We start from the raw sequence: 570 nt of genomic DNA on the forward strand, positions 1-570 counted from the left end.
AAGCTTTATAATTTTGTAATTGCCAAAGCTTTTCAACAATCAGTTGGAAGCATGTTCACTTATAGTGAATTAAGAAAGAAATATAGTGTGGTTTGTAGCACGAATGATCAACGTGAAGTAGGACGTCGTTTTGCTTACTGGATTAAGCACACACCAGGATTACCCTTTGATACTGTAGGTACGAAAAATGGCAGTTTGTTATATCAAAAAATAGGTCCACATCCACGTAATCATAGCAACACTTCGAAAGGAGGTGTTCGCTAATGTCAAAAAATATACTTGAAATAGGACCCTATTTTTTAAATTCAGACGGTTGGTATGAAAACATACCACCTAAAAAAGATGGAGATAGTAAAAGAATAGTTTTTTTGGCTAGTTTTATTGTGATTACAAAAAAATTTCTAGATCCTTCGAAAGGTACTGAAAAAATAGTTATCTCGAATGCTAATGGTCAAGAAAATATCTTTGCGTCCGATATTTTATCATCTCGCAATTTACATTTACTAATCAATTACGGCTATAGTATTAACGAAAAGCGCATCACGTCTTTAAGTAATGCCTTGCAACAAA

At 33.3% G+C, this 570-nt stretch carries 2 protein-coding genes; both read left to right on the forward strand.

What is annotated here, in order from left to right:
- Positions 1 to 264 (forward strand): cassette chromosome ssDNA-binding protein (ssb, locus tag HMPREF2578_RS08810; RefSeq protein ID WP_070508393.1); only part of this gene is annotated, 264 nt, incomplete at its 5' end.
- Positions 264 to 570 (forward strand): DUF927 domain-containing protein (locus tag HMPREF2578_RS08815; RefSeq protein WP_141743953.1); only part of this gene is annotated, 307 nt, incomplete at its 3' end. The genes ssb and HMPREF2578_RS08815, both read left to right, overlap by 1 nt.

The sequence above is a fragment of the Staphylococcus sp. HMSC072H03 genome (assembly GCF_001809305.1).
Classification (GTDB): Bacteria; Bacillota; Bacilli; order Staphylococcales; family Staphylococcaceae; genus Staphylococcus; species Staphylococcus hominis.